This window comes from Aminobacter sp. Y103A, assembly GCF_030294925.1.
GTDB classification, from domain to species: domain Bacteria; phylum Pseudomonadota; class Alphaproteobacteria; order Rhizobiales; family Rhizobiaceae; genus Aminobacter; species Aminobacter ciceronei.
In genome coordinates this window covers 252,696-275,592 of record NZ_AP017986.1, presented here as the reverse complement: position 1 = coordinate 275,592, position 22,897 = coordinate 252,696, and the positions used below count along the sequence as shown (strand labels likewise).

The following is a 22,897-nucleotide window of genomic DNA, read 5'->3' as shown; positions in this document are numbered from 1 at the left end:
CATCGTCGCGCCCCATGTCACTGATCAAGAAATTCGCGACCGTTGCCTCGGGCACGCTGATGAGCCGGGTGCTGGGCTTTGCGCGCGAGATGCTGATGGCGGCGGCCCTCGGCACCGGGCCGGTGGCCGACGCCTTCTATGCCGCATTCCAGTTCCCCAACACCTTCCGCCGGCTGTTTGCCGAGGGCGCTTTCAACGCCGCCTTCGTGCCGCTGTTTGCCAAGGAGATCGAGGCCAACGGCACGGAGGGCGCCAAGCGCTTTTCGGAGGAAGTGTTCGGCGTATTGTTTTCGGCGCTTTTGGTACTGACCATCGCCATGGAACTGGCGATGCCGCTGATCGTGCGTTTCGTCGTGGCTCCCGGCTTCGCCGACAATCCCGAGAAGTACGACCTGACGGTGGCGCTCGCCACCATCATGTTCCCCTATCTGATCTGCATGTCGCTGGCGGCGATGATGAGCGGCATGCTGAACTCGCTGCGCCGCTATTTCGCCGCGGCGATCGCGCCGGTGTTTCTCAACATCATCCTCGTCGGCGTCCTGGCCAATGCCTGGTATCGCGGCCATGACGGGCTGACCGTCGGCTACGCGCTGGCTTGGGGCGTTCTGGCCGCCGGTCTGGTGCAGCTGATCATCGTCTGGATCGCGGTGCGCCATGCCGGCATATCGATCGGCTTCCGCCGGCCCAGGCTGACGCCCAACGTCAAGCGCCTGCTGTGGCTGGCGCTGCCGGCGGCGATCACTGGCGGCATCACCCAGATCAACACGCTGATCGGGACGGCCATCGCCTCGGGCCAGGATAGTGCCGTGTCGTCGCTGAACCTTGCCGACCGCGTCTACCAGTTGCCGCTCGGCGTCGTCGGCGTCGCCGTTGCCATCGTGCTGTTGCCGGAGCTGTCGCGGGCGCTGAAGGCAGGCAACAAGGTCGAGGCAGCCAACCTGCAGAACCGCTCGGTCGAGTTCACGCTGTTCCTGACGCTCCCCGCTGCCGCGGCCCTGCTGGTCATGTCGGAGCCGATCGTGCGTGTGCTCTATGAGCGCGGCGCCTTCGCCGCCTCGAACAGCACGCCGGTGGTGGCATCGATCCTCGCCATCTTCGGCCTCGGCCTGCCGGCATTCGTGTTGATCAAGGCGTTCACGCCCGGCTTCTTCGCACGCGAGGACACACGCACGCCGATGTATTTCGCCGCCATTTCGGTGGCGGTGAACATTTCGGTCGCGCTGACCTTGTTTCCGTCCTGGGGTGCGCCCGGCATTGCTGCGGCATCGGCAATCGCCGGCTGGGTCAACGCGGCGATGCTGCTCGGCACGCTGGTCTGGCGCGGCCAGTGGGATCGCGACGCAGCACTGATGAAACGGATACCGCGCCTTGTCGTCGCCTCCGCGATCATGGCCGGCGGACTGTGGTTCGCCACGGGCGAGGCCGATCAATGGCTGGGGTCGGCGGCCCCCGTCTATACCCAGGCAGCGGCGCTCGGCGTGCTGGTGGCTGCTGCGATGATCATCTATTTCAGCGTCGCCTTCGGCATCGGCGGCGCGGATGCCGGCATGATCCGGCGCAACATCAAACGCAATCGCGCCAAGCCTGCGCCAACGCCGGCCGAATCTGAGTGATTGCCGTGCCTACGTAAGCCGACGGGCCGATTGAGCATTGCTTTCTGCATCGACCGGACAGATACAGACGCTGGGAGTCACGACGCGCGGCATGGCAAGAGCTGCGCCAGGGGCAGTGGGGAAGCATAGCGATGATCAAACTTCCGCTGGGATGCGTTGTTCGCGACCTGAAGACCCATGACGATGACCGCGGGAACCTGACGGAAATCTTCCGCCAGGAATGGGATGCCGGCATCGAGCCCGTGCAGTGGAATTTCGTACGTAGCCAGGCCAACGTTCTGCGCGGCGTACATGTGCACGTGATCCACTCCGACTATCTCGTCTGCCTAGAAGGCACGCTGGTGCTCGCGCTCTCGGACATTCGCCCGGAATCGCCGACTCATGGCATGGCAACGACGGTGACGCTCAAGGGTTCGAAAATGCAGGCAGCACTAGTCCCGCCCGGCGTCGCCCATGGCTTCCATTTTCCTGAAGTTTCCAGCCTTTGCTATTCGGTTTCGCACTACTGGAACACTGTGGATGAAATCGGCTGCCGCTGGGACGATCCGGCGCTCGGCCTTGACTGGGACATCCGCGATCCTGCCCTGTCGCCGCGTGATACGACTGCGGGTTCCGCCGCCGAGATGACGCAACAGTACCTGGCTGTGCGCGCGCAAATGAGCGCCAGCCGTGCGTGAGGCCCCGCATCTCGGTCTGATCGGCTGCGGCGGTTGGGGCAAGCTGATCCTGCGCGACCTGAAAGCGCTGGGTGCCAAGGTCACATGCGTGGCACCTGGCGAAAGATCGCGCGCCAATGCCGTAGCCAACGGTGCAGACCACATTGTCCCGACGCTGGATGAACTGCCCGAGGTCGAGGGCGCCGTTGTTGCCACGCCGAGTGACAGCCATGGCGCGGTGCTGCTCAGCCTCCTGCCGCGCAACATTCCGCTGTTTGTCGAAAAGCCGCTGACCTCGGACCGGGCGACGGCCCGATTGCTGGCTGAGAAGGCTGCCGACCGCCTCTTCGTCATGGACAAATGGCGCTATCACGCCGGAATCGAACGCATCGCCCGATTTGCGAAAAGCGGCGAGATCGGCGACGTCCTGGGACTCAGGCTGTACCGGCTCGGCTGGTCGATGACCCACAACGAGGTCGACCCGATCTGGAACCTGCTGCCGCATGACTTGTCGATATGCCTGCATGTCCTTGGCGAGGTCCCACCTGTAGCAACGGCGTTCGCGGACGGACTTGGACCGGCGTCCAGCGGTCTCGTCGCCGTGCTCGGCCGCGACGGCGGGCCGCGCGTGGTGATCGAGACCTCGGCGCACCACCCGGTCAACCGGCGGTCGGTGATCCTGTCCTGTACCAATGGCACGGTGACGCTGAACGGCAGCTTCGACGACCATCTGATCCTGCGCCAGGGAAGCCCTAACGATCTGAATGCGCCGGAGGTCGAGGTTGCGATCCAGAACAATATGCCGCTCGAGGCGGAACTCGCCGCCTTCCTCCGCCACCTCAATGGTGGACCGGCGCCGATGAGTTCGGCCGCCGAAGGCGCCGCGATCGTCGAGCACGTCTGCGATATCAGGCGCATGGCCGGGCTGCCCGAGTGAACCGCAAGCCCTTTGCCACCGTGCTGGTGCCGACGCACAACCATGCGCATCTGATTGGATACGCAATCCGCAGCATCCAGGACCAGAGCTTTTCCGATTTCGAGCTCTTCGTGGTCGGCGACGGCGCATCCGCAGAGACACGCGACGTCGTCGGCGACCTTGCCCGGAGCGACCCGCGCATCCGCTACTTCGACTTTCCCAAGGGCCAGCGCCACGGGGAGGCACACCGGCACGTGGCTCTTCAGGAGGCGCGTGGCGAGATCGTCGCCTATTGTGGCGACGACGACCTCTGGCTGCGCGGCCATCTCGCCAGCCTAGCCAAGCTGCTGAAGCGCCACGATTTCGGCCACATGGTGCAGATCAACGTGCATGGCCGAAACGAGTTTGTGGTCTATGGCGGCAGCTTCGCCGAGCCCGGCTGCTGGCAAAAAGTGCGCGACGGCGAGAAAGCCTTTTTCGGCCTGACCGTCGGCGGCCACCGCATGAGCGCCTATCGTGCCCTGCCCGTCGGCTGGAGCCCGGCGCCAGCGGGGACCTACACGGACCAGTTCATGTGGCGGAAGTTTCTGCGCCAGCCGGGCCTGCGCTTTGCATCGGGACTGGAAGCGACCTCGATCCATATCGCCTCGCCGGCACGCACAGACTGGACAGCACAGGAGCGCGTTGCCGAGCTCAAGGATCTGTTCGAGCGTCGCGACAGCGCCGAATTGCGGGTTGCGCTGGAACGGGCTATCCGCACTGCGCACCACGGATGGACACCGCCCGACGATCCGCTGCTTGTGCGCCTCGTCGGCCAAGCGAAGCTACTCGGCGCGCATGTCGAGAACCTCGTTGGCAGGTGGCGCCGACCCTCTTGATAGCCCCGCCCTCTTGATAGCAAGAGCGCCATCGTTCATAAGCGCCACTCGAATTTCGCCGCGCGCGAAACGGCCCTCCACAAGCCACGGGATCCATCATGACCGCCTTCAAACCGCTCATCTTCTCCGGCGTCCAGCCGACCGGCAATCTCCATCTCGGCAACTATCTCGGCGCCATTCGCAAGTTTGTCGCCCTGCAGGATACCAACGAGTGCATCTATTGCGTCGTCGACCTGCACTCGCTGACCGCCCAGCTCGTCCATGACGACCTGCAGAGCCAGACGCGTTCGATCACCGCAGCGTTCCTGGCCTCAGGCATCGATCCCAAGAAGCACATCGTCTTCAACCAGGCGCGCGTGCTGCAGCATGCCGAGCTGGCATGGATTTTCAATTGCGTGGCGCGCATCGGCTGGATGAACCGGATGACGCAGTTCAAGGACAAGGCCGGCAAGGACCGCGAGAACGCCTCGCTGGGCCTGCTTGCCTATCCGAGCCTGATGGCTGCCGACATCCTGCTCTACCGCGCCACACACGTGCCCGTCGGCGAGGACCAGAAACAGCATCTGGAGCTGACCCGCGACATCGCCCAGAAGTTCAACAACGATTTCTCGACCCGCATCGCCGATCTCGGCATCGGCGTCGAGATGCAGGTGGGCGAAGAGACGGTCAACGGCTACTTCCCGATCACCGAGCCGATCATCGGCGGGCCGGCGGCGCGTATCATGAGCCTGCGCGACGGCTCGAAGAAGATGTCGAAGTCGGACCCGTCGGATCTTTCGCGCATCAACCTGACCGACGATGCCGACACCATCTCGAAGAAGATCCGCAAGGCCAAGACCGACCCGGCGCCGCTGCCGAGCGAGCTCGACGAACTGAAGGATCGCCCCGAGGCGGAAAACCTGGTCGGCATCTATGCCGGCCTGGCCGACATGACCAAGGAAGAGGTGCTCAGCCAGTTTGCCGGCCAGCAGTTCTCGGTGTTCAAGCCCGCCCTTGCCGACCTCGCTGTCGAGAAGCTGTCGCCGATCGCCAGCGAGATGCGCCGCCTGATGGCCGACCCCGGCCATATCGACGCCGTGCTGCGTGACGGCGGCGACCGCGCCCGCGCCATCGCCGAAACGACGATGAAGGACGTGCGCAACATCATCGGCCTGCTCGGCGACTGACAGCATCATCGGCGCTGGCTGCTTGCGGGCAGCCGACGCCGGTGGCAGATTGGAGCCGGTTCCATTCCGAAAAGTTCGAAATGGGGCTTATTTGTCTTGAGCATGATCTAGTCCGAAAATGGGCTTCCACTTTTCGGGGTCGTGCTCTGGGACGCGGCGCAACACGGGTAGAACATGGTCTCCAAACGCCTCAGCAAGGAAGCCGGCCACCGGCGCAAATTCCTGGCGATCATCGACGACACGCCGGAATGCGAGCGCGCCGTGGCCTACGCCTCCAAGCGCGCCAGAAGCACCAGCGGCGTGCTGGTCTTGCTCTACGTCATTGAGCCCGATGACTTCCAGCACTGGCTGGGCGTCGAGAAGATCATGCGCGAGGAGGCAACCGCTGCCGCCAACGCAGCCCTCGACAGCCACGCCGCGAAGGTGCGCGAGACACTCGGCATCGAGCCGGAGCTCGTCGTGCGTGAAGGCCGGCCGGCGGAAGAGATCCACAAGCTGATTGAAGACGACCAGGATATCGCTATCCTGGTCCTGGCGGCAGGTGCCGGCAAGGAAGGCCCCGGCCCGCTTGTCGCCTCGATCGCCGGCAAGGCTGCTGCCTTCCCCATCCCGGTGACGGTGGTGCCGCAGAACCTGTCGGACGAGGATATCGACAGCCTGGCCTAGGTGTCGAAGCTATGAAGGTTGTTCATTCGAGGAGGGACTGAGAAGCTGGGGTTGCGAAGCCAACCAACCTTCAGTGGAGCTCCCCGAATGAACGTCCATAAGAATGCGCGTCTGACGCCGTCAGGTCGAGTGCTTTTGGTGCAACGAATTGAACAGGGCTGGAGCGTGCGGCGTGCTGCCGGTTCGGCCGGGGTTTCGGAACGAACGGCTTATCGCTGGCTCGACCGCTACCGGGCCGGCGACCGGGTTCTGCACGATCGCAGTTCGGCGCCGCACCGCTGCCGGCATCGGCTGGCAGCCATGCAGGTGTCGCGGATCGAGCAGTTGCGGCGCCAGCGCATGACCGGGCCGGCGATTGCCCGGTCCTTGGGCCTGGCGCGCTCGACGGTAGGCTTGGTGCTGCGCCGGCTGGGACTGAACCGGCTGGCCTGGCTCGATCCCCGGCCCCCGGTGTTGCGCTACGAACGGAGCCTGGGCCGGGATGATGCCACTGGGTTCCTCAACCGGGCACTGGCCTGGTACGCCAGGCTGGGCGCCAGGGTTGAGCGGGTGATGACCGACAACGGCTCGGCGTATCGCTCCAAACTGTTCGCCCAGGCGCTCCAAGGTGCCGGTGCCCGACACATCCGCACAAGGCCCTACACCCCGCGCACCAACGGCAAGGCCGAGCGCTTCATCCAGACTTCGCTGCGAGGATGGGCCTATGCCAGGCCATACGCCTCATCGAACGAACGCGCCAAGGCCATTCACCAATGGGCAGCCAACTACAACCTGGCACGCCCACACTCGGCCCTTGGAGGCATCAGCCCGTTCCAAAGACTGAACAACCTTCTTGGAAACGACACCTAGGCGTCTGGCCCGATAGCTGCCTGGCCTCATGGACTTGTGGCCCAATAGTCTGGGCGCAACATATTGGCGCGGAGGCGCGCCAGCGGCTTGAATGTCGGCCGTGCAAAGCTTAATTAGAACTATTCCAAACTGAGACATCCCGCGCGCGCGGGCACGGAGACACGTCCATGTTCATCCAGACCGAAGCGACCCCCAATCCGGCGACGCTGAAGTTCCTGCCGGGCAAGGAAGTTTTGCTCGAAGGCACGGCCGATTTCCGCGACGCCGACAGCGCGCGTGCGGCGTCGCCGCTGGCCGGCCGGCTGTTCGAAATCCCCGGCGTCACCGGCGTGTTCTTCGGCTACGACTTCATTACCGTTACCAAGGACGGCCCCGACTGGCAGCACCTCAAGCCGGCGATCCTCGGCTCGATCATGGAACATTTCATGTCGGGCGTGCCTGTCATGGCCGGTCAGGCAGCCGGCGGCGGCGGCCATCATGACGACGAGAACGAGTTCTTCGACCAGGCCGACGCCGAGATCGTTGTGACGATCAAGGAACTGCTCGATACGCGCGTGCGCCCGGCTGTAGCCCAGGACGGCGGCGACATCACCTTCCGCGGCTACGAGAACGGCACCGTGTTCCTGCACATGAAGGGCGCCTGCGCTGGCTGCCCGTCGTCGACGGCGACGCTGAAGCACGGGATCCAGAACCTGCTTCGCCATTTCGTACCCGAAGTGCAGCAGGTCGAGCAGGTTTCCTGATCGAGGCCAACCAGCCCGGCCGGTTGACGCAACCGGTACTCAAGACAACAAAAAACCGGGCCAAAGTGCCCGGTTTTTCGTTTGCGTCGTCCGTGTTGCCTGGACGGCCCGCAGTTATTTCACGATGACCTTGGCGCCGACTTCGACGCGGTTGTAGAGGTCGATGATGTCCTGGTTCATCAGTCGGATGCAGCCCGACGACATGGCCTTGCCGATGGAGCTCCATTCCGGCGTGCCGTGCAGGCGGTAACCGGAGTCGCCCCCCTTGTTGAACAGGTAGAGGGCGCGGGCGCCGAGCGCGTTCTTGGGGCCGCCGGGCATGCCGCCCGACCACTTGGCGAGCTCGGGCTGGCGCTTGATCATCGCCGGCGGCGGGGTCCACACCGGCCATTCGCGTTTGACCGCAATGCGGGCCGTGCCCTGCCACTCGAAACCCTCGCGGCCGACGCCGATGCCATAACGCACGGCCTTGCCTTCGGGCTGGACGAGGTAGAGGAACTTCTGCGCGGTATCGACAACGATGGTGCCGGGCTGCTCGTCGGTCTCGTAGCGCACGATCTGGCGATGGAACTGGCGCGGGACCTTGCTGATCGGAATCGTCGGCAGCTGGTAGCCGGCATCGACGCGACCGCCATAGTCGTTGGAGAACATGCGCGACACGCCGTCTGTCGAACAGCCGGCGAGTGCGGTGGTCAGCGCCAGGGCGGCGACAATGGCAAGAGACTTCAATCGCATCTAGGGGTTCCCAAGCAAGAGCGGATCCGGACCGATTCGGCCTCATTTTTGCCACCATTCTTAGCGGTCAGGCATTTTGCTTGCCAAGCCTTGCGTGCACCCAAAGCCCCGCGGAACCCAACGTAAGGCACAGGTTATGGCATTTCGGCAACACGCATCGCGGGAAAATCCAACAGATTCAACGACAGGCCGCAATGATACAACCTGAAGCTACGTATGGCTGCGCGGCATCAGCCTGCCTGGAATAATCCAGCAAGTGGGTTCAAAACGTGAACAAATGATGCGATGATCGGTCCATGCCGATCATTTCGCCTCTTGCTTCCAACCCTCTCGTCGATGGTCGCCAGTCCGAGCGAGCCATGCTGGTGCGCCGCGGCGTGCAGCGTCTTCTGATGCAGATGGGTGCACATGTGCTGCCGGAACTGTCGCTGGCGACGGGCAGGCGCGCCGACCTCGTGGCGCTGACGCGCCAAGGCGACATCTGGATCATCGAGATCAAGTCGTCGATCGAGGATTTTCGCGTCGACCGCAAATGGCCCGACTACCGGTTGCATTCCGACCGCTTCTTCTTCGCCACCCATCCCGAGGTACCGGCCGAGATCTTCCCCGAGGAGTGCGGCTTCATTCTCTCCGACGGTTATGGCGCCGAAATCATGCGCGACGCACCCGAGCACCGTATGGTGGCGGCGACACGCAAGGCGCTGATGCTGCGCATCGCCCGTGCCGGCGCTGCCCGCCTGCTGGCGGCGGAACTGGCCGGCGTTTCGGTGCCGGCGCTGGAGGGGGAAAGCGAGTGATAGGTGAGTAGGGAGATCGGTTTCGGGCCTTACTATTGCTTACTCCCTTACTCCCCTATTCCCTTATCTGCTTACCGCGGCGCGCGCTTGGCGAGGATTCGCTGGAGCGTGCGACGGTGCATGTTGAGACGGCGCGCGGTTTCCGAGACGTTGCGCTCGCACATCTCGTAGACGCGCTGGATGTGTTCCCAGCGGACGCGATCCGCCGACATCGGATTTTCCGGCGGTGCTGCGCGCTCTCCCGACGAGTTGGTCAGCGCGGCATAGACGTCGTCGGCATCGGCCGGCTTGGAGAGATAGTCGATGGCGCCGAGCTTCACGGCGGTGACGGCGGTGGCGATGTTGCCGTAGCCGGTGAGAATGACGGTGCGGGTGTCTTCGCGGCGCTCCTGGATGGCCGAGACGACGTCGAGGCCATCGCCATCACCCAGCCGCATGTCGACCACCGCATAGGCCGGCGGGTTGCTGCGCACCTTGGCGACGGCTTCCTCGACGCTTTCGGCGGTGTCGACGGCAAAGCCGCGGCTTTCCATGGCGCGGGCCAGGCGGGTCAGGAATGGCTTGTCGTCATCGACGAGCAGCAGGGAATGGTCTTCGCCTGGCAACCCGGATGCAATGTCCTGGGTGGTCATCGCCTTTGATCCTTTTTGTCGTTGATCCCAGTCGTTCTTATGGTTTTTCCATGCAGATATAGGTGCAAAGCGCCGATGTCCAATGCCGGCGCCATTCCCGTGACGATCAAAACCAGCTGCCGCAAGGTTTCCGGCTGTCCGGAGCACCCTTGGCAGTCCCCGTTCAGGCAGTGTCGAACATTGTCGTGCCGACCGGCAGCCGGCTCAGGAAGGCGGCGCGCGGCCAGGAGATCTCGACAACAGCGCCCTCGCCCGGGCCGCTCGAATTGGTGAAGCTGATCTCGGCGCCGGAGCGCTCAAGCAGCGTCTTGGCGATGAACAGCCCGAGCCCCAAGCCGCCGCCCGGCTCGGCGCCCTGGCGGGTCGACATGTAGGGTTCGCCGATGCGGTCGATGATCTCCGGCGGAAAGCCGGGACCGTCATCCATGATAACGAAGCTGACGTCCTCGTCGTCCCAGCTCCAGCGGATGGTGACGCGGCTGCGGGCGAAATCGACGGCGTTCTCGACCAGATTGCCGAGGCCGTAGATGACGCCCGGATTGCGGTGGCCGACCGGCTCCGGACCGATGCGATCACCGGGGTCGAGCTTGATCGAAATGCCGAAATCGCGATGCGGGGCAATGACCTCCTCGACCAGCGAGGTCAAAGGCAGCCGGGCAAGATGCTCCTCGCCCTCCGACGACAGGCTGGTGAGGCGTTTCAGGATTTCGCGGCAGCGCTCGCTCTGGCTGCGCAGCAGCGTGACGTCCTCGCCGAATTTCGGATCGTTGCCGAGGGCACGCTCCATCTCCTTGGCGACGAGCGTGATCGTGGCAAGCGGCGTGCCGAGCTCATGGGCGGCGGCGGCGGCGAGGCCGTCGAGCGCCGACAGATGCTGCTCGCGCTGCAGCACCAGCTCGGTGGCGGCAAGCGCATTGGCGAGCAGTCGCGCCTCGTCGGCGACGCGGAAGGCATACATGGCGGTGAAGGCGATCGAGCAGACGACGGCGATCCAGATGCCTGCTGTGTAGATGAAGGGCATGGCCAGCACGATGCCGTCATACCAGGGCAGCGGCAGGTGGAAGAAGGCGAGCAGGCTGACCATGACGATGACCACGACCGCCAGCATGGCGGTCAACCGCAGCGGCAGCGACGTCGCCGAAATGACGACCGGCACCGTCATCAACAGCGAGAAGGGATTGGTCAGTCCGCCGGTCATGAACAGCAGCCCGGCCAGTTGCAGGCTGTCGAAGGTGAGGATGCCGAAAGCGGCGAAGGGGTTGAGCCGGTGCGCCGCCGGATAGCGGAAGGCGAGGAACAGATTGAGCCAGGCGGAGCTGGCGATGAGCGCGAAACACAGGCTGACCGGCAGCGGAAATTCGAGCCAGTAGGCGACGACGACGACGGTAAAGCTCTGGCCGACGATGGCGAGCCAACGCAGGCGGATCAGCGTGTTGAGCCGGAGCCGGTGGCTCTGCTGGAGGTCGGGGGCGCGCATCAGTGAGTTCATGCCAGCTATATGCGCTGCAAGGCGCGCCCGCGCCAAGCCCTGGCTTGTCGTTCGAGCATGATCTTGTCCGAAAACCGGTATCCACTTTTCGGGATCATGCTCAGTTGTTTGAGCCTGATCCTGGCCGAAAACCGGCATCCGCTTTTCGCTACGCCGACCTTCGGTTCGGGATCATGTTTCAGGTACCGCGCGGCTTGGCGCGAGCGGTCGCCTGCGCCTCCAGCGGGTTGTCGGGCCAGACATGCCGGGGGTAGCGGCCGCGCATGTCGGAGCGCACATCGGCCCAGGAGCCGCGCCAGAACCCGGGCAGGTCGCGCGTGGTCTGGATCGGCCGGTGCGCCGGCGACAGCAGTTCGAGCGTCAGCGGCACCGTGCCACCGGCGATCGAGGGGTGCTTGTCCATGCCGAACAGCTCCTGCACGCGCACCGCAAGCACCGGCCATTCGCCATCGTAACGGATCGGCACATGGCTGCCGGACGGAGCGCTGAAATGCGTCGGCGCGAGCGTTCCGATCTTGCGCTGGAGGTCGTGCGGGACGAACGACAACAGGGCATCGTGGAGCACGCCGGCGCCGATGCGGGCAAAGGACGCCTCGCCGCACAGGAAAGGCAGCAACCAATCCTCGAGGCGATCGAGCAGCGCCTCGTCGGACATGTCGGGCCAGGGCTCGCCGAGACCGCGATGCAGCCAGGTCAGACGCTGGCGCAGCGTCTCCGCCTCCTTGCCCCAGTCGAGCAGCCCAAGCCCATGGGTGCGCAGGGCCTGCAGAATGGCGCCGTCGGCTTCCTCGCCCTTGGGTGCCGGCAGCATGCGTTCAGACAAGGTGACTGCGCCGATGCGGACGGTTTCGCGGACACGGACGGAACGCTTTTCCCTATCGAAACTGGCCTCTGTCTTCCGCTTCAGATGCGCGGCAAGGACGGTGCGGATGTCGACCTCGGAGACGGCAGCGGCGGACGAGGTGCGGGCGTTCTGGGCCTTGCCCTGCAGGTCGGCGACGACGAGATATTGCTCGCCGGCGAGCGGATCGGCGGCGTCGACGGCTGCACCGCTGCCATTGGCCAGCACGAAGCGCCCACGCTCGCCGCGCGCTTTGGCGACACGGTCGGGCCAGGCAAGCAGCAGGAGAGCGCCAGGGGTGGGCGCATCACCTGACGGCTGCCCAGCAGCGCCTGCCTGCCGCGCCAGCCGCTCCGCCAGTTGCCGCGCCGCATTGGCGCGGGGCGAGCGCTCGTTGCGGAAGCGCTGCAGGCGGCGTTCGAGGTCTGCGCTGTCGCCGCCGAGACCGCGCTCGGTCATCAGCACGGCAAGCTGCGCCGCCTCAAGCGCCGCCCCTTGACGCGCCGCTTCGGCGACCATGTGGGCGAGACGGACCGGCAGCGCCAGCTTGCGCATCGCCTGGCCGGACGCCGTCAGCCGGCCGTCGGCGTCGATGGCTTCGAGCTCGACGAGAAGCGCCTTCGCCTCGGCCAAAGCAGGCGCCGGCGGCGGGTCGAGAAAGGCGAGCGTCGTCGGGTCGGCAACGCCGAAGGCGGCGCAATCGAGCAGGAAGCCGGAGAGGTCGGCCTCGAGAATCTCGGGCGGCGAGAAGGCAGGCAATGCTGCGGTCTGCTCGGCGCGCCACAGGCGCATGGCGACACCCGGGCTGGTGCGGCCGGCACGGCCGGCGCGCTGGTCGGCGGCGGCGCGCGAGGCGCGCACCGTCTCAAGCCGGGTCAGGCCGCTCGCCGGCTCGTATTTCGGCAGCCGCGACAGGCCGCAATCGATGACGACACGGACGCCGTCGATGGTGATCGAGGTCTCGGCGATTGCGGTCGCCAGCACCACCTTGCGGCGGCCTGCCGGCGCTGGCTTGATCGCCGCGTCCTGGGCCTTGCCGTCGAGCATGCCATAGAGCGGCACGATGTCGACATCCGCGCCGACACGGCCATCGAGGCGCTCGGCGGTGCGCTCGATCTCGCGCTGGCCAGGCAGGAAGGCAAGCACGCTGCCCGGTTCGTCGGCGAGCGCGTCACGGATCGCCTTGGCCATGGCGTCCTCGATGGCAACGCCCGCCGGGCGCTCGTCATAACGGATGTCGACAGGGAAACTGCGGCCCTGGCTTTCGATCACCTCGGCGCCGTCGAGCAGCTTCGAGACGCGGGCGCCGTCGAGCGTCGCCGACATGACGATCAGCCGGAGATCGGGTCGCAGCGCGCCCTGCACGTCGAGCGCCAGCGCGAGGCCGAAATCGCCGTCGAGCGAACGCTCGTGGAACTCGTCGAACAAGACGGCGGCGACACCCGGCAGCTCGGGATCGTCGAGGATCATGCGGGCGAGCACCCCTTCGGTGACGACGAGAATCCTGGTCTTCGCGCTGACCTTGTTTTCCATGCGCATGGCGTAGCCGACTGTGCCACCCGGCTCCTCACCGAGCAGCGAAGCCATGCGGCGTGCGGCGGCGCGGGCAGCTAGCCGCCGCGGCTCGAGCAGCACGACCTTACCATCACCACGCCAGGGCGCAGCGAGCAGCGCCAGCGGCACCAGCGTGGTCTTGCCGGCGCCGGGAGGTGCTACCAGCACGGCGCTATTGCCGGCCGCAAGTGCCTCGGCAAGTTGCGGCAGGACCGCCGCCACCGGCAGGTCGGGGAGCTTGATCATCAGTTACGTTCCGGCCTTTTACGCCGCATGGACGGCAAGCCGGGCAATATCAGGCACGAGCGGGGCGAGGCAACATCGCAACACCCCGACAAGGTGGCGCAAGACCTGGCCGACACTTGCGCGAAATGAAGCCGGCTCGTCACAGACGGTCGCCAAGAGTGATCGGCCCCGCCCTTGCTTCGCCGGAATGAAGCGTAGCGTGACGCTTTGGTGACGGTCTTACAACAGGGGGGCCGGTGGCAGAATTTGCGCATCCGATACTTGCCGGCGCAACGCCGGATCCGCGGCGGAGCGACCAGATCCGGTTTCTCATCGTGGCGCTGGCGCTCGTCGGCGCCGTCACCACCGCTGCGGCACTTGCGGCGATCGTTGCGCCCGGCATCCGTCACCTGTTGCTCAAGGAAGACGGTATCGTCGAGACGGGGACGGTGCTCTTTCTGGCTGCCGCCGTGTTTGGCGCCGCGGCTTCGACGCTGCGACGTGGTCCCAGGGTTACGGTCGTGCTTGCCGGCCTGATCGGGTTTGCCGAGCTGCTAGACGAGACCAGCTTCGGCGCCCGCCTGTTCGGCTTCCAGCCACCGGGGCTTTATGGCGGCGGACAACTCGACGGTTTCCACGACCTCGTGATCCTTGCTTACCGCATGTTGCGCGATGTCAGCCACGGCCTCGCCTGGCTTCTGGTCGCGCTGATACTCGCGCTGTCAGCAGGGCTGGTGTTGCTCGCCTTGCGCCACATCAGGCAAGGCATGGCGGGGACAACGACATGGCTGTCGGGCCATGCGCTGCTCCTTCTGCATGTCGGCTTCATCGGGCTGGCGCAGGCGATCGACATCGCAGCCTCATCACGCGCGCTCGCCGCCGTCGAGGAAGTGCTGGAGATGAACGCCGCGATGTTGCTGGCGGCTTATGTCGTGCAGGTGGGATGGCCGAACGCCGCTCGGCGAAGTGGCGTTTGCTGAAAAAGGCCCCTCTCCGTCACGGCTTTGCCGTGACGCCTCTCCCACGGTGTGGGGCGAGGAACCCAAGTCTTGAGAGACTTGCCTACCTTACCTTCACCCACTTCTGCTCGGCAAAGGACTGCGCCATGGCGTGCACCGTGCGCTCGATGTCAAGGCCCTCGTCGAAGTCGATGACACGCGCCGGCTGACCGGCGATGCGGGCGAGCAGTTCGCGGCATTCGATGGTCTTGAGGTCATTGAAGCCGAGGCCATGGCCGGGGGCTGGGATGAACTTGCCGTAGGGCTCATGGACGGGGGCGGCGAGGATGGTGCGGTAGCCTTGCTCGGTCGGGCGGTCCGAGGTGACATAAAGCTGGATTTCGTTGAAGCGCTCCTGATCGAAGACGATGGAGCCCTTGGAACCGAATATCTGGACCTGGATGCGGCCCTTGCGCCCCCAGGCGGAACGGTTGACCAGCAGCGTGCCGGGAACGCCGTTTTCGAGATGGATCAGGCTGGAGGCGATGTCATAGGTCTCGACCGCTCGGCGGCCGCCGCCGGCGACCTGGCGATCTGCATAGGGCTTGGCCATGTCGCACATGACGCGGCCGACGCGGCCGAACAGGGCTGATATCAGCGACAGCGGGTGGACGGCGAAATCGTCGAGCGCGCCGTAGCCTGACTTGGCCTCGTGTTTCCAGAAGAACGGCGCTTCGGGATCGGCCATGAAGTCCTCGTCCATCTCGACGCGGAGATGGTTGACGTCACCGATGATCTTTTCGTCGAGCAGCTGCCTGATGTGGCGGATGGCCGGGCTCTGGACGTAGTTGTAGCCGAGCACGGCCACCTTGCCCGATTTGCGGGCAGCCGCGGCCATGGCTTCAGCCTCTGCCAATGTCGGCGCCATCGGCTTTTCGCACCACAGATGCTTGCCGGCTTCGAGGATGGCGATGGCCATCTCCGGATGGAACTGGTTGGGCGTGGTCAGCGAGACGATGTCGACCTCCGGATCGGCGACGACGGCGCGCCAGTCGCCCGACGACTTTTCGAAACCGAGTTCGGAAGCGCGCTGGGCGGCGAGGTCGGCATTGGCCTCGCCGAGATGGACGAGCCTGACCTTGTCGACGTCGCCGAACACCGTGCGCACCGAATTCCACGCCAGCGCATGGCACTTGCCCATGAAGCCGGTTCCGATAAGACCTACGCCTGTCACTTCACGCTCTCCCGGTTTATAGAGCTCGCATCCCGTCGGAATGGGGCTCGGGCATTTTGCCGAAGCATGATCTTCTCCTGCTTTGAGATCATGCTCACGGCGGACTGAATAGTCGAATTTTGGCGAAAATGGAACATACAGTTCATTTTATTTGGACAGCCCGCGGCGGCACGGTTATGGTGGGATAGGCGGAGGCGGAATGGACGACATGGCGGACACGGTTTCGGAGGCACTGCCGCGCGATTTCGAGGCGCTGAGGGCGCTGATCCTCGACCGCAGGGAAAGTCTGCCCAAACGCATCGCCCAGGTGGCGGCCTATGCCCTCGACAATCCCGACGAGATCGCCTTCGGCACCGCCGCCAGCATCGCCAGTTCGGCTGGCGTGCAGCCCTCGACCTTGATCCGCTTTGCCCAGCATCTCGGCTATGACGGCTTCACCAGCCTGCAGCAGGTTTTTCGCGAGCGGCTGAGGGAGCGTACGACGTCCTATGAGGAGCGGCTGACCGTGGTGCGCGGCGATGCCGACGACGGCACCAGCAATCGTCGCATCGTCGATGGCTTCCTGGCAGCAGCCAGCAAGTCGATCGACGTGATGTCGCGCAACATCGACGACGAGACGCTGGACCGGGCAATCGATCTCCTCAACGGCGCGGAGACGATCTACATCCTGGCCCGCCGGCGCTCCTATCCTGTCGCCAGCTACATCGCCTATGCGCTGGGCAAGCTCGGCGTGCGCAGCCAGTTGATCGAATCCGCCTCTGGGCTAAGCCCGGAGATCATTTCCTTCGCCACGCCAAGGGACGCCGTCATCGCCATCAGCTTCTCGCCCTATGCCTCGGCAACCGTCGAGGAGGCGCGGGTATTGTCCGCAAACGGCGTGCCTGTCGTTGCCATCACCGACAGCGCATTCTCGCCGCTGGCGCAGTTTGCCAGCGTGTGGTTCGAGGTGGCCGAGGCCGATTTCGGCGGCTTCCGCTCGCTGGCCGCCACCATGGCGCTGGCGATGGGCTTAACGGTCGGCGTCGCCGAGCTGCGGCGCGGCCGCAAGGGCCGGAAATCGGCCAACTCCAAGGCTTGAAACCGCGCCTGCACTGCACGAAATGCATGGCAGCTGCCCGCTGTCGTCATGCCAGACGCCTGCTCAGGCGAAAAATGGTTGACGCAAGGGCGATAGTGGCTCAATCCCACTGTTAGCCATCTATTGTATGAGAGAGCCCCCATGCCTGCTTATCGTTCGCGCACCACCACCCACGGCCGCAACATGGCGGGTGCCCGTGGCCTTTGGCGCGCCACCGGCATGAAAGACACCGATTTCGGCAAGCCGATCATTGCTGTCGTAAACTCCTTCACCCAGTTCGTGCCGGGTCACGTACACCTGAAGGACCTCGGCCAGTTGGTCGCCCGCGAGATCGAGGCCGCCGGCGGCGTCGCCAAGGAATTCAACACCATCGCCGTCGACGACGGCATCGCCATGGGCCACGACGGCATGCTCTATTCGCTGCCGAGCCGCGAGATCATCGCCGACAGCGTCGAATATATGGTCAACGCGCATTGCGCCGACGCCATGGTCTGCATCTCAAACTGCGACAAGATCACGCCCGGCATGCTGAACGCAGCAATGCGGCTCAACATCCCGGCGGTGTTCGTCTCGGGTGGCCCGATGGAGGCCGGCAAGGTCGTGCTCAACGGCAAGACCCATGCGCTCGACCTGATCGACGCCATGGTCGCCGCCGCTGATGACAAGGTCACCGACGAAGACGTCAAGGTGATCGAACGCTCCGCCTGCCCGACCTGCGGCTCCTGCTCTGGCATGTTCACCGCCAATTCGATGAACTGCCTGACCGAAGCGCTTGGCCTGTCGCTGCCCGGCAACGGCTCGACGCTGGCAACGCATGCCGACCGCAAGCGGCTGTTCGTCGAGGCCGGTCACCTGATCGTCGACCTCGCCCAGCGCTATTACGAGCAGGACGACGAGAGCGTGCTGCCGCGCTCCATCGCCTCGAAGGGGGCATTCGAAAACGCCATGGCGCTCGACATCGCCATGGGTGGCTCGACCAACACAGTGCTGCACATCCTGGCGGCGGCCCATGAAGGCGAGATCGACTTCGACCAAGACGACATCGACGCGCTGTCGCGCAAGGTTCCGGTGCTGTGCAAGGTGGCGCCCGCCAAGCAGGACGTGCACATGGAAGACGTGCATCGCGCCGGCGGCATTTTTGCCATCCTCGGCCAGCTCGACAAAGCCGGCCTGCTCAACCGCGACCTGCCGACCGTGCACACGGCGACGATCGGCGAAGCCATCGATCATTGGGACACCTCGCGGACCAAGAGCCAGGCGGTGCGCGACTTCTACCTCGCCGCCCCGGGCGGCGTACCAACGCAGACAGCCTTCAGCCAGGACCGGCGCTGGGACGATCTCGACCTCGACCGCGAAAAAGGCGTCATCCGCTCGGCCGAACATGCCTTCTCCAAGGACGGCGGCCTCGCCATACTCAAGGGCAACATCGCGCGCGACGGCTGCGTGGTGAAGACAGCCGGCGTCGACGAGTCGATCCTGAAATTCTCGGGACCCGCTCGCGTGTTCGAGAGCCAGGACGCCTCGGTCAAGGCGATCCTTGGTAACGAGATCAAGGCCGGCGACGTGGTGGTGATCCTCTACGAGGGTCCGAAGGGTGGCCCCGGCATGCAGGAAATGCTCTACCCGACCAGCTACCTCAAGTCGAAGGGCCTCGGCAAAGCCTGCGCGCTGCTCACCGACGGCCGCTTCTCGGGCGGCACGTCAGGCCTGTCGATCGGCCACGTTTCGCCTGAGGCGGCAAATGGCGGGACGATCGGGCTGGTGCGCGAGGGCGACATGATCGACATCGACATCCCCAACCGCACGATCAGCCTGCGCGTCGACGAAGCGACGCTCGCCGCCCGCCGCGCCGAACAGGACGCCAAGGGCTGGAAGCCGGTGGAAGTGCGCAAGCGCAAGGTGACCAAGGCGCTGAAGGCCTATGCCGCCTTTGCCACCTCGGCCGACCGCGGTGCCGTCCGCGACCTCGGCGAGTTTGAATAAGTCCTGAAAGAAAGATCAATGCAAAGGGCCCGCATCGCGGGCCCTTTGTTGTTTGGCAGCTCCCGCAAACCAGCATGGCCGCCAGGCTACAGCGCCCCGGCCATGGCGGCGTTGATCCAGCTCCATTCCTCGCTGATCGTGTCGGGCTGGCGGTCGCCCCTGAGGATGCGCAGCAGTTCGTAATAGCGCGCCGACCGCGAATGGTACTTGCGGTACTGGTTGTCGTGCCAGTCGAGGAAGGCCTTGTCGGGTGTCCTGTTCATCGCCTTGGCGGAACTGGCCAGCCAGTCTCGGGCGATCGCCTTGCCGGTCTCGGACCCCGGTGTCTCGCCCTTGTCGATGGCTTGGCGGACGCGGGCGAAGATGGCAGTGGAAGCCTCGGCATAGGCCACGGGATCGAACGCGCCGTCCCACATCGACGACATGCTGTTGCGCAGCTCCATGGCGTATTCCTTGTCCGAAACGAAGGCCATGATCTCGGTCCAGGCGTCGACCTGCTCGGGCGTGGGGTCGTCGGGCAGGTCGGGTGTCGAAGCGTCGATCATCTGCCTCTTCCATTCCGGCGAGACATTGGCTTCGGAGGCCACGTCTTCGAAGAAGCGCTCGATGGCGGCGCGAAATTCAGTCTGGGAGAGCTTTGTCACGGTCCATATTCTCCTGAGGTCGTCTGTTGTCGGGTCGGGAACCCGGATGGCCGCCCTGAGGGCGGCGGCGACACGGCGCTTGGACTTGATTTCCGCCTCGAGCGCCTGGAGCCTGAGTTCCAGCACGGCCGAGATGGCGAGGCGGTTGGACAGGATCTTGCCGATGTCGGCAAGACTCACGCCGGCATCGCGCAGGGCAAGGATGAGCCCGAGCCGTTCGAGATCGACGCCCGAATACATCCGGTAGCCGCTCTCCGCCCTGACCGTCGGAGGCAAAAGCCCCCTGTCCGAGTAGAAACGGAGCTTGCGAACGGTGATGCCGCTCAGCCTGGAAAGCTCACCGATGGTGTAGATCCTGTCGTCCATGACAGCCCTTCTAGGTCCTCCACCAAGTGGAGAGTCAACAACAGCCGGAAAGAGAAATGTATTGCCCGCAAACGGAACCAAACCTGGCGCGTGAGAATTTCCTTCTCAAGCTTTCGCACGAAACGAAAAGCCCTGCCTTTGTTCGTTTGGGGCAGCACCGGTAAATGCGGCCAGGATGGCCAAACGGCCGCAACACGCTTCCGGGCGGCTGGTGTCCGCCCGCCCGACATGGGATATTCCGATGAACCTGCCTGCCGAGGGAGACGCCGCCATGAGCCGCTTGAACCCGCCCTTCAGGTCCGTGCTCGATTTGATCGGCGAAACGCCCGTCGTCGAATTGACGCGTTTCGACACCGGCATGTGCCGGCTGTTCATCAAGCTCGAAAGCCAGAACCCCGGCGGTTCGATCAAGGACCGCATCGCACTTTCGATGATTGCCGCGGCCGAGCGCGAGGGCAAGCTCAAGCGCGGTGGCACCATTGTCGAGGCGACCGCTGGCAATACCGGGCTCGGACTGGCGCAAGTGGGTATCCCCAAGGGCTACCGCATCATCCTCGTCGTGCCCGACAAGATGAGCCGCGAGAAGATCCAGCACCTGCGCGCGCTCGGCGCCGAGGTCAGGCTGACGCGCTCCGACGTCGGCAAGGGCCATCCCGAATATTACCAGGACATGGCGGAAAAGATCGCCGCCGAGATCCCTGGTTCGTTCTATGTCAACCAGTTCGCCAATCCGGCCAACCCGCTTGCACATGAGACGACGACCGGCCCCGAGATCTGGGAACAGCTGGAAGGCGATGTCGATGCGGTGGTGGTGGGTGTCGGCTCGGGCGGCACTCTGACCGGGCTCGGGCGGTTCTTCGCCAAAGTGTCGCCCAAGACCGAGATGGTGCTGGCCGATCCGCTGGGCTCGGTGCTGGCGCCGCTGGTCAAGACCGGCAAGATGGAAGAGGCAGGCAGCTGGACCGTCGAAGGCATCGGCGAGGACTTCGTGCCGCCGAACTGCAACCTGTCGCTGGTCAGACGCGCCTACACGGTCAACGACAAGGCAAGCATGCTGGCGGTGCGCGACCTGCTTGCCAAGGAAGGCATCCTGGCCGGCTCGTCGTCGGGCACGCTGCTTTCGGCGGCCCTGCGCTACTGCCGCGAGCAGAAGACGCCAAAGCGCGTGGTGACCTTCGTCTGCGACAGCGGCAACAAGTATCTATCCAAGGTGTTCGATGACTTCTGGCTGGCCGAACAGGGGCTGGACGAGCGCGAACATCATGGCGATCTCAGCGACCTGGTGGCGCGCTCGCATCGCGAGGGCGGCACGGTGTTCGTCGGACCTGGCGACAGCCTGCTGACGGCCTATGGCCGGATGCGGCGTGGGGACGTGTCGCAGCTACCGGTGCTGGAAGACGGCAAGCTCGTCGGTATCGTCGACGAGAGCGACATACTGGCTGTTGTCGAAGGACCCTATGACAGCCGCTGGAACCGCTTCAACGCACCCGTCTCGACGGCGATGGCAAAGGACCTGCACACGCTGCAGGCGAACCAGACGCTCGATGCGCTGCTGCCGATCTTCGACCGCAACGAAGTGGCGATCATCTTCGACGGCGAGGAATTTGTCGGGCTGATCACTCGGGTCGACCTCATCAACCATCTCAGGCGAGCAAAATGACGACGCAGAAGAACCGGCTGGCATTTTCGACGCGCACAATCCACGGCGGCCAGAGCCACGACCCGACTACGGGCGCCGTCATGGTGCCGATCTACGCCACCTCGACCTATGGCCAGCAGAGCCCGGGCGTGCACAAGGGTTTTGAGTACGCCCGCAGCCAGAACCCGACACGCTTTGCCTTCGAGCGGGCGATTGCCGACCTCGAAAGCGGCTCCGCCGGCTTCGCCTTCGCCTCCGGGCTGGCGGCGATCGGCACCGTGTTCGAGCTGCTCGACGCAGGCGCGCATATCGTTGCCACTGACGACATCTATGGCGGCACGTTCCGGCTGCTCGAGCGGGTGCGCAAGCGTACCGCCGGGCTGCAGGTGAGCTTCGTCGACTTCACCGACCTCGCCGCCGTCGAGGCGGCGATCCGGCCGGAGACCAGGATGCTGTGGGTCGAGACGCCGACCAACCCGCTGCTGCGTGTCGTCGATCTCGAAGGGGTCGCCGCAATCGCCAAGCGCAAGGGCGTGCTTTCGGTCGCCGACAACACCTTCTGCAGCCCTTACCTCCAACGCCCTCTGGAGCTCGGCATCGACATCGTCGTGCATTCGACGACAAAGTATCTCAACGGCCATTCCGACATGGTCGGCGGCTGCGTGGTGGTGGGCGACAACAAGGAACTGCGCGACCAGCTGAAGTTCCTGCAGAACGCCATCGGCGCGATCTCCGGACCATTCGACAGCTTCCTGGCGCTGCGCGGCATCAAGACCCTGGCATTGCGCATGGAGCGGCATTCGCAGAACGGCGCCCAGATCGCGCGCTGGCTGGAAGCGCGCAAGGATGTGCGCCGGGTGATTTATCCCGGCCTCGACAGCCATCCGCAGCATGCCATCGCCAAGGCGCAGATGCATCATTTCGGCGGCATGATTTCGGTCGACCTCGACCGTGACCTCGCCGGCACCAAGCGCTTCCTCGAACGCACGCAGCTGTTCACGCTGGCAGAAAGCCTCGGTGGCGTCGAAAGCCTGATCGAGCACCCGGCGCTGATGACGCACGGCTCGATCCCGGCCGAAACGCGCGCCGCGATCGGCATCTCGGATTCGCTGGTGCGGCTGTCGGCGGGCATCGAGGATGGCGATGACCTGATCGCCGACCTGGAGCAGGCGCTGGCGGGGTGAACCGCCAAATCCTGCCCGAGACGGCGAGATGTCGTGGCGGCACGCTGGTCTCCCACCCCCTTGTGGGGAGG

Annotated in this window: 20 protein-coding genes; 14 read left to right on the top strand and 6 right to left on the bottom strand. The window is 64.9% G+C overall.

Translation table 11 applies throughout. The features are described 5' to 3' along the window. Positions 1-14: 14 nt before the first annotated feature. From murJ to Amn_RS01290, 8 genes are all read left to right on the top strand, one after another. Positions 15-1,613, top strand: coding sequence for a murein biosynthesis integral membrane protein MurJ (gene murJ, locus Amn_RS01325; RefSeq protein WP_286294329.1), 1,599 nt, complete (start codon positions 15-17; stop codon positions 1,611-1,613). Between the two features lie 131 nt (positions 1,614-1,744). Beyond that, the gene (locus Amn_RS01320) at positions 1,745-2,290 is read left to right on the top strand and encodes a dTDP-4-dehydrorhamnose 3,5-epimerase family protein (RefSeq protein ID WP_067955393.1); all 546 of its coding nucleotides are present in this window, start codon (positions 1,745-1,747) and stop codon (positions 2,288-2,290) included. Further along, entirely contained in the window at positions 2,283-3,206 is a 924-nt protein-coding gene (locus tag Amn_RS01315) for a Gfo/Idh/MocA family protein (RefSeq protein WP_286294327.1), read from the top strand. The genes Amn_RS01320 and Amn_RS01315 overlap by 8 nt, the downstream gene beginning before the upstream one ends. After that, positions 3,203-4,063: a glycosyltransferase family 2 protein gene (locus Amn_RS01310; RefSeq protein WP_286294326.1), complete on the top strand. Its 861-nt coding sequence runs from the start codon at positions 3,203-3,205 to the stop codon at positions 4,061-4,063. Before Amn_RS01315 ends, Amn_RS01310 begins: the two co-directional genes overlap by 4 nt. A 98-nt stretch (positions 4,064-4,161) precedes the next feature. Further along, positions 4,162-5,229, top strand: a complete 1,068-nt coding sequence (gene trpS / locus Amn_RS01305) for a tryptophan--tRNA ligase (RefSeq protein ID WP_286294325.1) — start codon at positions 4,162-4,164, stop codon at positions 5,227-5,229. A gap of 174 nt (positions 5,230-5,403) precedes the next feature. After that, complete coding sequence (locus Amn_RS01300) at positions 5,404-5,895, top strand: universal stress protein (RefSeq protein WP_067955402.1); 492 nt, start codon at positions 5,404-5,406, stop codon at positions 5,893-5,895. An 87-nt stretch (positions 5,896-5,982) separates the two neighbouring features. Beyond that, the gene (locus Amn_RS01295) at positions 5,983-6,744 is read left to right on the top strand and encodes a leucine zipper domain-containing protein (protein WP_286294324.1); all 762 of its coding nucleotides are present in this window, start codon (positions 5,983-5,985) and stop codon (positions 6,742-6,744) included. Between the two features lie 167 nt (positions 6,745-6,911). Further along, a complete protein-coding gene (locus Amn_RS01290; RefSeq protein ID WP_067955404.1) occupies positions 6,912-7,487 on the top strand; it encodes a NifU family protein in 576 nt (191 codons plus the stop codon). A gap of 114 nt (positions 7,488-7,601) precedes the next feature. Here Amn_RS01290 and Amn_RS01285 read toward each other — a convergent pair whose 3' ends face one another. Beyond that, positions 7,602-8,222 (bottom strand): L,D-transpeptidase, encoded by a 621-nt coding sequence (locus Amn_RS01285; protein WP_067955405.1) that lies wholly within the window; start codon positions 8,220-8,222, stop codon positions 7,602-7,604. A gap of 296 nt (positions 8,223-8,518) precedes the next feature. On the opposite strand from Amn_RS01285, the gene Amn_RS01280 reads away from it, so the two are divergent. Then, the gene (locus Amn_RS01280; protein ID WP_067955407.1) at positions 8,519-9,019 is read left to right on the top strand and encodes an MmcB family DNA repair protein; all 501 of its coding nucleotides are present in this window, start codon (positions 8,519-8,521) and stop codon (positions 9,017-9,019) included. A 71-nt stretch (positions 9,020-9,090) separates the two neighbouring features. Here the strand turns inward: Amn_RS01280 and Amn_RS01275 are convergent, their stop codons facing one another. The 3 genes from Amn_RS01275 to hrpB form a co-directional block, all read right to left on the bottom strand. Beyond that, complete coding sequence (locus Amn_RS01275; RefSeq protein ID WP_286294322.1) at positions 9,091-9,651, bottom strand: ActR/PrrA/RegA family redox response regulator transcription factor; 561 nt, start codon at positions 9,649-9,651, stop codon at positions 9,091-9,093. 163 nt (positions 9,652-9,814) lie between these two features. Beyond that, on the bottom strand, positions 9,815-11,140 hold the full coding sequence (locus Amn_RS01270) for an ActS/PrrB/RegB family redox-sensitive histidine kinase (RefSeq protein WP_067955412.1): 1,326 nt from the start codon (positions 11,138-11,140) through the stop codon (positions 9,815-9,817). Positions 11,141-11,318: 178 nt separating this feature from the next. Beyond that, the gene (hrpB, locus tag Amn_RS01265) at positions 11,319-13,781 is read right to left on the bottom strand and encodes an ATP-dependent helicase HrpB (protein ID WP_286294319.1); all 2,463 of its coding nucleotides are present in this window, start codon (positions 13,779-13,781) and stop codon (positions 11,319-11,321) included. A 236-nt stretch (positions 13,782-14,017) separates the two neighbouring features. Here hrpB and Amn_RS01260 point away from each other — a divergent pair, with 236 nt between their 5' ends. After that, positions 14,018-14,740, top strand: a complete 723-nt coding sequence (locus Amn_RS01260) for a hypothetical protein (RefSeq protein ID WP_286294316.1) — start codon at positions 14,018-14,020, stop codon at positions 14,738-14,740. An 82-nt stretch (positions 14,741-14,822) separates the two neighbouring features. Here the strand turns inward: Amn_RS01260 and Amn_RS01255 are convergent, their stop codons facing one another. Next, entirely contained in the window at positions 14,823-15,899 is a 1,077-nt protein-coding gene (locus Amn_RS01255; protein WP_286297797.1) for a Gfo/Idh/MocA family protein, read from the bottom strand. 232 nt (positions 15,900-16,131) lie between these two features. Here Amn_RS01255 and Amn_RS01250 point away from each other — a divergent pair, with 232 nt between their 5' ends. Beyond that, positions 16,132-17,010, top strand: coding sequence for a MurR/RpiR family transcriptional regulator (locus tag Amn_RS01250; protein ID WP_286294315.1), 879 nt, complete (start codon positions 16,132-16,134; stop codon positions 17,008-17,010). A 141-nt stretch (positions 17,011-17,151) separates the two neighbouring features. Continuing rightward, positions 17,152-18,993, top strand: a complete 1,842-nt coding sequence (ilvD, locus tag Amn_RS01245) for a dihydroxy-acid dehydratase (protein ID WP_286294314.1) — start codon at positions 17,152-17,154, stop codon at positions 18,991-18,993. A gap of 86 nt (positions 18,994-19,079) precedes the next feature. Here the strand turns inward: ilvD and Amn_RS01240 are convergent, their stop codons facing one another. Further along, the gene (locus tag Amn_RS01240; protein WP_286294313.1) at positions 19,080-20,003 is read right to left on the bottom strand and encodes a MerR family transcriptional regulator; all 924 of its coding nucleotides are present in this window, start codon (positions 20,001-20,003) and stop codon (positions 19,080-19,082) included. 271 nt (positions 20,004-20,274) lie between these two features. Here Amn_RS01240 and Amn_RS01235 point away from each other — a divergent pair, with 271 nt between their 5' ends. Continuing rightward, complete coding sequence (locus Amn_RS01235) at positions 20,275-21,663, top strand: pyridoxal-phosphate dependent enzyme (protein ID WP_286294311.1); 1,389 nt, start codon at positions 20,275-20,277, stop codon at positions 21,661-21,663. Next, a complete protein-coding gene (locus Amn_RS01230) occupies positions 21,660-22,826 on the top strand; it encodes a cystathionine gamma-synthase (protein WP_286294309.1) in 1,167 nt (388 codons plus the stop codon). Before Amn_RS01235 ends, Amn_RS01230 begins: the two co-directional genes overlap by 4 nt. The last annotated feature ends 71 nt before the right edge of the window (positions 22,827-22,897 follow it).

Bases quoted from the DNA above. Each gene is read 5' to 3' on its own strand.
- murJ (WP_286294329.1), top strand. From the start codon at position 15: ATGTCACTGATCAAGAAATTCGCGACCGTTGCCTCGGGCACGCTGATG.
- Amn_RS01320 (WP_067955393.1), top strand. From the start codon at position 1,745: ATGATCAAACTTCCGCTGGGATGCGTTGTTCGCGACCTGAAGACCCAT.
- trpS (WP_286294325.1), top strand. From the start codon at position 4,162: ATGACCGCCTTCAAACCGCTCATCTTCTCCGGCGTCCAGCCGACCGGC.
- Amn_RS01300 (WP_067955402.1), top strand. From the start codon at position 5,404: ATGGTCTCCAAACGCCTCAGCAAGGAAGCCGGCCACCGGCGCAAATTC.
- Amn_RS01295 (WP_286294324.1), top strand. From the start codon at position 5,983: ATGAACGTCCATAAGAATGCGCGTCTGACGCCGTCAGGTCGAGTGCTT.
- Amn_RS01290 (WP_067955404.1), top strand. From the start codon at position 6,912: ATGTTCATCCAGACCGAAGCGACCCCCAATCCGGCGACGCTGAAGTTC.
- Amn_RS01285 (WP_067955405.1), bottom strand. From the start codon at position 8,222: ATGCGATTGAAGTCTCTTGCCATTGTCGCCGCCCTGGCGCTGACCACC.
- Amn_RS01280 (WP_067955407.1), top strand. From the start codon at position 8,519: ATGCCGATCATTTCGCCTCTTGCTTCCAACCCTCTCGTCGATGGTCGC.
- Amn_RS01275 (WP_286294322.1), bottom strand. From the start codon at position 9,651: ATGACCACCCAGGACATTGCATCCGGGTTGCCAGGCGAAGACCATTCC.
- Amn_RS01270 (WP_067955412.1), bottom strand. From the start codon at position 11,140: ATGAACTCACTGATGCGCGCCCCCGACCTCCAGCAGAGCCACCGGCTC.
- hrpB (WP_286294319.1), bottom strand. From the start codon at position 13,781: ATGATCAAGCTCCCCGACCTGCCGGTGGCGGCGGTCCTGCCGCAACTT.
- Amn_RS01255 (WP_286297797.1), bottom strand. From the start codon at position 15,899: ATGGGCAAGTGCCATGCGCTGGCGTGGAATTCGGTGCGCACGGTGTTC.
- Amn_RS01250 (WP_286294315.1), top strand. From the start codon at position 16,132: ATGGACGACATGGCGGACACGGTTTCGGAGGCACTGCCGCGCGATTTC.
- ilvD (WP_286294314.1), top strand. From the start codon at position 17,152: ATGCCTGCTTATCGTTCGCGCACCACCACCCACGGCCGCAACATGGCG.
- Amn_RS01240 (WP_286294313.1), bottom strand. From the start codon at position 20,003: ATGGACGACAGGATCTACACCATCGGTGAGCTTTCCAGGCTGAGCGGC.
- Amn_RS01235 (WP_286294311.1), top strand. From the start codon at position 20,275: ATGAGCCGCTTGAACCCGCCCTTCAGGTCCGTGCTCGATTTGATCGGC.
- Amn_RS01230 (WP_286294309.1), top strand. From the start codon at position 21,660: ATGACGACGCAGAAGAACCGGCTGGCATTTTCGACGCGCACAATCCAC.